Consider the following 8,616-nt stretch of genomic DNA (forward strand, 5'->3'; position numbering starts at 1 on the left):
CGCGAACCTGAAAGGCTCATACGGACACTGTTATTGAACAGGCGCCATATTATGGGAGTGTGGCGGAGCAAGACGAAACCGACCCGATTCATCGCGGATATGTGATGAATGTCACAAGTTATTGATAAAGTAGAAAGATATTCACCCGCTCGGTGCGCTTCTCCATGGGAGTCCCATCGAGGGACGCGACAGATTGTGACCCGACCAGCGATTTTGCCAGCAGCTCCCCTGCCAACACCAGAAGCCCTCCCCCGGGGATCAGCGATAACGGCCGCGCACCGATCCGCTGGCCCGCCCGGCCATGCGAATGAGGCTCTGACGGGTGTGGAAGTGGCAGAGCGCCACCCCGAGGGCATCCGCCGCATCCGCCTGGGGGGTGGCAGAGAGCTTGAGCAGATGAGTCACCATGTGCTGCACCTGCTCCTTGGCGGCGCCACCGGTGCCCACAACCGCCTGCTTGATCTGGGTGGCCGAATACTCGCTCACCGGCAGCAGGGCATTGACCGCCGCGACGATGGCGCTGCCACGGGCCTGGCCGAGCTTCAGGGCCGAGTCCGCGTTGCGCGCCATAAAGACCCGCTCGATGGCGAACTCGTCCGGCTTGAACTGGGTAATGATCTCGCTCACCCCGTCATAGACCTGCTTCAGGCGAGACGGCAGCTCCCCCAGATCGGTGCGGATGCAGCCCGATCCCAGATATTCCGCCTTGCCCGCGACGATGCGAATGACCCCGTAACCGGTGATGCGCGAACCGGGATCGATCCCCAGAATGATGCTCATGAACGGAATACCCCGCCCACTGCGGTCAGCCATCTCATCTTCGACACCTTCTTCATTGCGATCTCTTGCCCTGCAGCTCTTGATGGCCGCCAAGATAACAAACCCGCCTTCGCTTGGCTCGCTCGCTGGCACCTTTCACGGCTGACTGCGCAAGGAGCCACCATCTCATACAGTGCTCTGCCGCTTCTCTAGCCAGTGATGCCTGCCGGTGTCACCAGCCCCTTGCCTCCGGGTCATCCCTTTGCCAGGGCGACGAGGCGCTCTGCCAGTCGATGGCTTTGCAGGTAGCTCTCGACCAGCGCCCCGTCTGCCCGCCCGACGTCAATCTGACCATACCAGTGCTCAAGCATGGCGACAAAGCCTCGGCTCGCCAGCACGGGCTGCCAGTCGCCCGGTGCCAGGGTCTGCACTGTGTTGTCTCGCGCAAGCAGGCCACGGGTGCAGTTCTCGATATGTAATGAGAGGTTGTCGCCATAGGCATCGATGCGCTCCTCGGTCATGCCGGCGCTGCGATTCATGCTGCCGCTCACTGCCATCTGCCCGCTCTGCCAGGCGACGCTCACCCCGGCCAGCAGTTCGGGCTGCTCACTGCTGCGTCGCAGCACCGCATGCAGCTCCCCGTCCGGCTCGCCGCCATAACAGCAGAGGCTGTCGAGCACATGGATACAGTCGTCGAACAGAAACTGGCGAGGCGCCCCTGGCAGGGCGTGCCTGTGCTTTTGCCAATGGAGCTCGGTCAGCGGCTGGTCTCGTGCGGCGGCCATGGCGGGCAGATAGCGACGGTTGAAGCCCACAAACAGCGGGCAGTCCCTGGCGATGGCGAGATTGGCGAGCGCCTCCACCTCTCCTGCGTTGTCACACAGCGGCTTGTCCACAAAGGTAGGAATGCCGGCACGCAGGAACAGCTCCGCCAGTTTGCCGTGCACGGCGGTGGCAGCGTGGATCATCACCGCATCAGGTCGGCTCGCCAGCAGCGCATCGACCTCGGTAAAACACTCGCCAATCCGGTACTGGCGCGCCAGTTCGCCGAGCACCGAGGGACTCCGGGTACAGAGCAGCGGGGTGACTCGCTCGTCGTTTGCAAGCAGCGGCAGATAGGCCTTCCGGGCGATATCGCCAAGGCCAATCAGGGCAATGCGCATGGGCACTCCTCTCAGGGGGATAACCAGATAACTGCCTGCACGATCTCAGGATTTCCCTCGCAGATCCAGCCTTGGCGCCATCTCGCTCCAGGCGCCTTCTGGTGCAATGCGGCATCGCCCCGCGACACCCTGGCCACCTTCCTCCATCGAAGCGACCCCCGGCGGCGCGGCGCTTGAGCGGTAAACCGCGATAGCAAAACAGGCAGGGCGACAACTGTCGCCCTGCCTGTTACACCCGCACACACCGCCGCACTCAGGCGATTGGCGCTCTTCTCACGTCAAGTTACTCTGCCGGTCCGGCCTGCTCTTTGGCATCCCGCCACTTGCCAATCCTGGCGCCCAGCTCGGCGCAAAGCATGGCGCTGACCATGGCTCCTATCATCCGGGTCATATCCGACATCTCTGTTGCAACCGGAAGCAGGGGCACGATCAGGTTAAAGGCGATGAGCCCCATCACCAGCCCGAGTCCGCTGCCTACCTTCTCTCTTCGGGATCGCGTTGTTATCGCCATCTGATTGCTCCTGACCAAACCCTTTCGACAATATTATCAAGCAATGCGTTCAACAGAGGTCTTGCAATGCTTCGCACTGCCTGTGCCCCACTCTATAAACTGTTATCAGACATATTTATCGACAATTAATCCATTATATAAACGGGCTGCCAGACGTTATTCTGCCCATGAACATTATTTCGCCAGCACTGTCAGTGGGGGCAACCACATACTTCCCCCAACAGCCCTCATCCTCAATAGCGATAATCGGCCTGCGTCTTTCACAAATCACAAGAGCGTCACAATAACCCTCTTTGTGTTCAGCGTCGGTGAGATGGGCAAAGATATTGGAAAGTTGATGTTTTTCCTATGGTTGCATCACTTTTCCACTCGCATGATCAGGCTCGTTTGGCTTATCATAGCCACTCGATACCTATTGAACCGCATAGATAATTGCCTCTTCTGACACTCAGGACATATCAGACACAGCCGCTTGCGAGAATGATCACGCCTGGCGCCGATATTAAACATCAGCCCGCGCTAATATCTTTTATGTCAGCAAGTGTCGATATTTCACTCCGCCCGAAGACGCTTTTCTCTGGCCTCACTGGCATGTCTGAATCTCGCTATTAAATATAAATGGCAAGGAATCGCTATGGATAAATCGTTTCGTCTTGCACCTCTCAGCTGTGTATTGATTGCCGCCGTGGGTTGCAGCTCTCAGCAGATGCAGAATTTCAAATCCACGGTCAATGATATCGGCAAGGATTACGGCATGCCGGTGCTTTGTGGGGCTGGCATGATTGCAGGAGGGGCTGCGGGCTACGCCATCAACGGGAAAAAAGGGGCTGTCGCGGGGGTTGCCCTCGGTGGGGCGCTGGGCTGCGCGGCAGGCTATATGTGGCAGTCCAGGCTACAAGAGCTTGACCGGATAGCAAAGGAAGAGAATCTCAACATCGCGACCGAGAAGCTGACCGTTGCCGAGCCAGCCGCAGTGGCCGGTGTCCCTCAGGACGCCGGCCTTGTGGCCCAGATCCCCGATTCCGGCATGTTCTCGAGTGGTTCTGCCCAGCTCACAGAAAGCGGCCTGCGCGTGGTCACGAAACTGGCCCAGCTCTATGCCAAACCCGCAGCCGCAGACGCCTCGGATCAGCGCCGTATCCTCCTCGTCGGCCACAGTGACGCCACCGGCCCTGCAGAACTCAATCTGCGACTCTCCGAGCAACGTGCGCGAGCCGTCGGCAAGGTCCTGGTCGCATCGGGGATCCCGGCCTCTTCCATTTACTATCAAGGTGCAGGTTCGTCGCGTCCCATCGCAGACAACAGCGACCCCTTGCTTCGCGGTCAGAATCGCCGGGTCGAAATTGTAGAACTGGCGAACGAGCAGGCTCTGGTCATGCGGGCCCAATCCGAAGAGAACAACACCCGCTATCTGCGTTACGGGGCTTCCGACACCGCCAAACCGCGTGTGGCGGCGACCAAACCGGCGACTCAGTCCGCAAGCGGTTCAAGCAAGGTGGCAGCCACGTCGCAAACCGCCCCTCGCCAACCCGCCGCCAAGCAGAGCGCCTCAAACACCAGCACGACCAAGGCCCTGCCCGATGCCAAGGCCGCAGTGGACTTCGGCGGCAAGCCTGCCGGCACCTATCAGTGGAACATGGCTCAGAACATCAAACCCAAGGCGAGTGGTTTTGCACTGATCAGCAGCGCATACGCAAGCGACATGCCGATGTCGAGCTGTGAGGCAGATAAGCCACGCAGTGCAGGCCAAGTACTGAGCATGGCAGACGACAAGCCTCTCCCGCGCCATGCCACCAAGGAGTACATGCCCGGCTATAACAATCGCGTCTGGGCCAATACCGTCAACGGCCACCTGGTGACTGTCTCTCCGGTTTCCATCTTGCGTGACAACGCCCAGGTCGATCGTCAACCGATTCTGCAAGTCGTTCAGGGTTACAAATCCTCGAATCAGAAGAAGCCCCAGACCCTCAAGGCGGTGGCCAACACCTATGAGGGCGAGAGTGAGGTGCTATACCGCGTCTTCACCAGCGATCCCAAGGCGTCGGTGTCCTGCATGGACCTCGTGTTCAGCAAAGGCAACGCCAAGGTCAGCCAGGGAGCCCTGTTCTACCCGGCAGGTTCCGAGGCTTATGTCGCTTCGTACATGCCCATTCCCGCCACCCATTCCAAATAAGAAAACGGAGAAACTTAGTGGAAGACTTTTCTTTGGCAGCGCTCAAGACGCTGATCCTCGCCAACCAGATGCTGACCGTTGGCATTGTTTCATTCCTCGTCAGCGCCGTGGTGGTGTGGCGGCATTGGGAGCATGTCTCCTACTTCCTGATCCGGGTATGGCACAGCCTGCCGCTGATCGGCACAGTGGCCCGTCTCGCCCGCAAGCCAGCCTCGGTCGATGGCGATGGCTGGATCAACCATGAAGTGACCCTGTCGAATGTGTACTACCGCGAATACAAGAAGCATTTAAAGGGGACAGATGCCTACAACGCCTCCCTCGACTACCTTGCCAAGGCAGGAGAGGCCGGCCGCTCCCCGCGCCCGGCGTGGGTGCTTGCTCTGGTGCTGGTGCTGGTGCTGGTCGAGGCAATGGGCTTTGCCTACGTGCTGGCAGGCTGGATGAACATGGATGCCTCCACCAATGACCGCCACCTGCTGGCAGCCGCGACGGCTCTGCTGCTCGCCGTTGCATCCGCATTCCTGGCTGAAGTGGCCGGGCACTCCCTGCATCACAACAGCCTGATCGCCCGGGCGCGTCACTGGTGGCAAGGGGAAGAGCCCTCAAAACGCTCCCGTACCCTCAAGGCAAACAAGGCCATCAATCTGGAAGACTCCTTCTCGGACTCTGACAAACCTGACTACGAGCAGCTGCTGGCCCGCCTGAAAGACGTGAATTCAGGTGTCAGCCGCAAGTTTGTCTGGCTGATTGTCTGTGCTTCGTTTGTTGCCTGCATGGCCGTGGGCGCCTTCGTGGTGCGTTCAGCCACCCTCGACAGCATCGAAACCGAGATGGTCAACAACATGCGCGCCGAAACAACGGCACAGAGTGACAGCAGCATGGGGTCGCCGTTTGATCTGCCGGAAGAGTCTCAAGCCATCAACAACGAGGCGGAAGAGGCCACCATCGAAGACAAGATGCAGGCCATCCGTGAGGCCAGTCTGACCACCTACGTCATGCTGTCGCTCATTTACATCGCCATCCAGGGGATCAGCATCTGGCTTGCCAGCAAATACCACTTTGCGGGCACCCATTCCAAAACAGCCTGGCGTCTGACACACGAATACGCGACCGCCGAAGAGATGCTGGACGCGATGGACCAGCAACGCACCGCCATTGCCAGCCATGCCGATGACAAGCTCCGCCGCTTGCAGACCCTGTTGTCGAGCCGTGACCATACCAACTCGGGTGTGCTGGGGGCGCTGGAAGGGGAGAAATCCGCCCATCGCAATTTCCTGGCCTTTATCGAGTACAAGGCAGGCACCGTGCCGCCCAAGCCGGCCCCTCAGGCGGCCCCCCAGGTCGCACCGGCAGCGCAAGCCGAGCCGGCACCCGCCGTACAACCGGCTGTTGCGCACGCAGAGGCGGCTCTCCCGCCCACCACTGATGCCCCCGGCCAGACCGGCGCTGCCGTCAAGGCCGCCGATTTCCATGATGTCACTGGCCTGCCCGAAGAGAGTCTGGCAGCAGCCAGCCGCGCACTGGGGGTGGACGAAGCGCAGTTGCGTGATATCCGTGAACAGCAGATGGCCCTCAAGACCCTGGGCCTCTTTCCCACCAAGCAGAGTGCCTAATCGTGAAGATCACCCAGGTATTGCTACTGGCGTTGACACTGCCTTGTGCAGCGTTGGCGGCCGAGCGTAACGACATACAGAGCTGCTATGAGCGCAATGGCCTGACCGACATCAAGCCTGCGGGCACCGGTCGCGAACTGGTGGTCATCATCGACCAGACCATTCCGATGCCTGACGATCTGCAACGCAGCAGTTGGGGGCAGATAGAGCGCTTCGTGCAGGCTGGCGATCGCGTCAAGCTCTATACCTTCTCCGCCTTCTTGCCTGGCGAATACCTTCGCCTGGCCTACGCGGGGCAACTGGATATGCCGCTGGAAGGGGAGATCCGGGACGATGTCAGCATGCGCAAATTGCGCGGCCTGGACACCTGCCTGACGACGCAGACCAAGGTCTTTCGTAACGGCTTTGGCAAACAGTTCGTGAAAGCACTGCGTGATGCCCGCCAGGACATCCCCAAGAGCGAGATCATGAACTCGCTGCGCAAGGTGGGTGACGATATGAAGGCCGAGCAAGGCGTCAATGACCGCGTCGTGTTCCTCATTTCGGACATGCTGGAGCACTCCGATTACACCAGCTTCTATGCCACCAACAAGATCAAGCAGCTCAATGTCGGTGACGAGCTCAAGCAGGCCAAGAGCAAGGGGCTGTTTGCCGATCTGCAAGGCGCTCGCGTCTACGTCACGGGCGCCGGGCTGGTGACCGACGCGGTGAAACACGCCTATCGTTCCGGCAAGACCATGGATGCACTCGGTGACTTCTGGTCACAGTACTTCGAGCATTCCCATGCCACCCTGGTGAACTTCGGCGCCCCCAGCCTGAGCACGGATTTGCAATAACCGTCACCTTCACAGGCAGAGCCCGCGCTTCTGCCCATCACACAAGGGCGACCAACTGGTCGCCCTTGTTATTTATTGCCAACGCTGCCCCCATTCGAGATATCGGCCAACCCGCCCCTTGGCATCAGGTTTGGTCATGCGAGCCAAAGGTGGATCCCCATATTTGCCGACTCTCGTAAAGATCTCCAAGGGACGTCGTCATCTCCCCCCTTCTCCATGGACCGAGCAAGATAAGGTCTCTTTTTATTTGGGACAGCCATCTTTGTTTTTATTTGGGACAGCCATCTTTGTGTACGGATTGTTCCATTGGAGGAACCATATCACCCTGAATCGCCCCGGCTTCTCTAGACACTTTTGAGCCGTTCGAAATATTGCTTTTCACACTCTACTGGCGATAGCCCATTGTTGAAACTGTGCCGACGCTTGGGGTTGTAAAACATTTCAATGTAATCGAACACATCCTGCCGGGCCTCCTCCCGATCTGCATAGGTTTTACGTCGGATCCGCTCGCGTTTGAGGAGTTGGAAGAAACTCTCCGCCACCGCGTTATCATGGCAATTGCCACGTCTGCTCATGCTGGCCTTGAGCCGGTGCTCCCGCAAAAAATCCTGCCAGTCATAGCTGCTAAACTGGCTCCCTTGGTCAGAATGAACCAGCACTTCCTGCTCGGGTCGCCGTCGCCACACTGCCATCAGTAACGCGCTGATGGCCAACTCTCGGTCGATCCGTGGCCCCATTGACCAACCAATGACTTGTCGTGAAAACAAATCCAATACCGCGGCCAGATAGAGCCAGCCTTCATGGGTTCGAATATAAGTGATGTCCGTTACCCAGACCTTATTTGGCTCAGTCACATCGAACTGGCGTTCAAGATGATTCGGTGCAACCACCGTTGGCCGGCCACCATAATGACCGGGACGGCGACGATAACCGGTTTGTGAACGCAAACCTTCATGACGCATTAATCGCGCCACCCGGTGTTTCCCACAGGTCTCGCCCATCTCTCGCAGGTCATCCCGGATCTTGCGATAGCCATAGACGCCCCCGCTTTCTAGCCAACATTGCTTGATCTGGCCCAGGAGGCGTTGGTCTTCAAGTGCGCGGGCAGATAAAGGCTGGTGCTGCCAGGCGTAATAACCGCTCGGGTGGACATTCATCATCCGACACAGTCGGCGGATGGGATGTGTGGACGCGTGCACCCGGATGAAGGCGTACCTTACCCTGACAGCTTGGCAAAGTACGCGGCGGCCTTTTTTAAGATATCTCGCTCATCGGTGACGCGGCGCAGTTCAGCCTTGAGGCGCCGAATTTCGGCTTGCTGGCTGGAGTCATGCTGTTGCTGCACGGCGGGCTGGCTGTAGCGCCTGATCCAGGCGTAAAGACTGTGGCTGGAAACACCAAGTCGCTCAGCGACCTCTGCCACTGGGTAATGGCGCTCAGTCACCTGCTTGACGGCGGCCAGTTTGAATTCTTCCGTGTAACGTTGCTGCTTGCTCATAACACCTCCTGATTGACCTCAGTTTGAGGCTCTTGAGGTGTCTAGGAAAGTAGGGGCGATTCA

The 8,616-nt window shown here is 58.9% G+C and carries 7 protein-coding genes; 3 read left to right on the forward strand and 4 right to left on the reverse strand.

Features of this window, described 5'->3' with window-relative positions:
- Positions 1–258: 258 nt before the first annotated feature.
- From ruvC to AB5Y80_RS14210, 3 genes are all read right to left on the reverse strand, one after another.
- Entirely contained in the window at positions 259–780 is a 522-nt protein-coding gene (gene ruvC / locus AB5Y80_RS14200) for a crossover junction endodeoxyribonuclease RuvC (protein ID WP_010673515.1), read from the reverse strand.
- Positions 781–1,013: 233 nt separating this feature from the next.
- Positions 1,014–1,922 (reverse strand): Gfo/Idh/MocA family protein, encoded by a 909-nt coding sequence (locus AB5Y80_RS14205; protein WP_368173089.1) that lies wholly within the window; start codon positions 1,920–1,922, stop codon positions 1,014–1,016.
- Between the two features lie 283 nt (positions 1,923–2,205).
- A complete protein-coding gene (locus AB5Y80_RS14210) occupies positions 2,206–2,433 on the reverse strand; it encodes a hypothetical protein (protein ID WP_182975985.1) in 228 nt (75 codons plus the stop codon).
- Positions 2,434–3,067: 634 nt separating this feature from the next.
- On the opposite strand from AB5Y80_RS14210, the gene AB5Y80_RS14215 reads away from it, so the two are divergent.
- Genes AB5Y80_RS14215 through AB5Y80_RS14225 form a run of 3 tightly spaced genes read left to right on the forward strand, consistent with a single transcriptional unit; the run spans position 3,068 to position 7,055 of the window.
- The gene (locus AB5Y80_RS14215) at positions 3,068–4,606 is read left to right on the forward strand and encodes an OmpA family protein (protein WP_368173090.1); all 1,539 of its coding nucleotides are present in this window, start codon (positions 3,068–3,070) and stop codon (positions 4,604–4,606) included.
- Between the two features lie 17 nt (positions 4,607–4,623).
- A complete protein-coding gene (locus tag AB5Y80_RS14220) occupies positions 4,624–6,219 on the forward strand; it encodes a hypothetical protein (RefSeq protein ID WP_368173091.1) in 1,596 nt (531 codons plus the stop codon).
- A 2-nt stretch (positions 6,220–6,221) separates the two neighbouring features.
- Entirely contained in the window at positions 6,222–7,055 is an 834-nt protein-coding gene (locus AB5Y80_RS14225) for a hypothetical protein (protein WP_042017295.1), read from the forward strand.
- A gap of 344 nt (positions 7,056–7,399) precedes the next feature.
- Here AB5Y80_RS14225 and AB5Y80_RS14230 read toward each other — a convergent pair.
- Positions 7,400–8,553, reverse strand: a protein-coding gene (locus tag AB5Y80_RS14230; protein ID WP_139739419.1) for an IS3-like element ISAeca4 family transposase whose coding sequence is annotated in 2 segments (ribosomal slippage) — positions 7,400–8,316 and positions 8,316–8,553 — 1,155 coding nt in all. Because the reading frame shifts where the segments join, the coding sequence is not laid out codon by codon here.
- Positions 8,554–8,616 lie beyond the last annotated feature (63 nt).

The organism is Aeromonas sp. R2-1 (genome assembly GCF_040908425.1).
Classification (GTDB): domain Bacteria; phylum Pseudomonadota; class Gammaproteobacteria; order Enterobacterales; family Aeromonadaceae; genus Aeromonas; species Aeromonas caviae.